At 62.3% G+C, this 353-nt stretch carries 1 protein-coding gene; it reads right to left on the bottom strand.

Annotated elements, in window-relative coordinates; translation table 11 throughout:
* Positions 1-353, bottom strand: a 353-nt coding sequence (locus tag SM755_RS23355; protein ID WP_323174794.1) for a hypothetical protein, incomplete at both ends; no start/stop codon positions are given.

Raw genomic sequence — 353 nt, 5'->3', positions numbered from 1 at the left:
ATTCCGTCGTGGTCGGTTCGGTCGTCGTCGTTCCAGTCGTTGTGGGCGCTGTGGTCGTCCGGATTGTCGTGGGGGTCGTCGTGGTTCCAGGGTCGTCGTCCTCCGCGATATTGGCGTGGATGGTCAGCGTGCCGTCGAAGTCCACCGTCCCACCCTTGGTGTCGACGCTGAGTCCGACGAGCATATCTTCGCCCGGGTCGAGACCCACCTGGTTCTGTGGGCCCTCAATCGGCTCTCTGTTACCGTCTTCCGTCTCGTAGAACGTGACGCGGTTACTCGGGTCGGTCACCCACACGTCCGCTTCCTGACCGTTGGTGTTGGTGATCCGGAGCACTTCGTCGAACCGCGTCAGA

The sequence above is a fragment of the Natrialba sp. PRR66 genome (assembly GCF_034808065.1).
Classification (GTDB): Archaea; Halobacteriota; Halobacteria; order Halobacteriales; family Natrialbaceae; genus Natrialba; species Natrialba aegyptia.
Note: the sequence above shows the minus strand (reverse complement) of the source record. Positions and strands in the feature narration are given on the sequence as shown.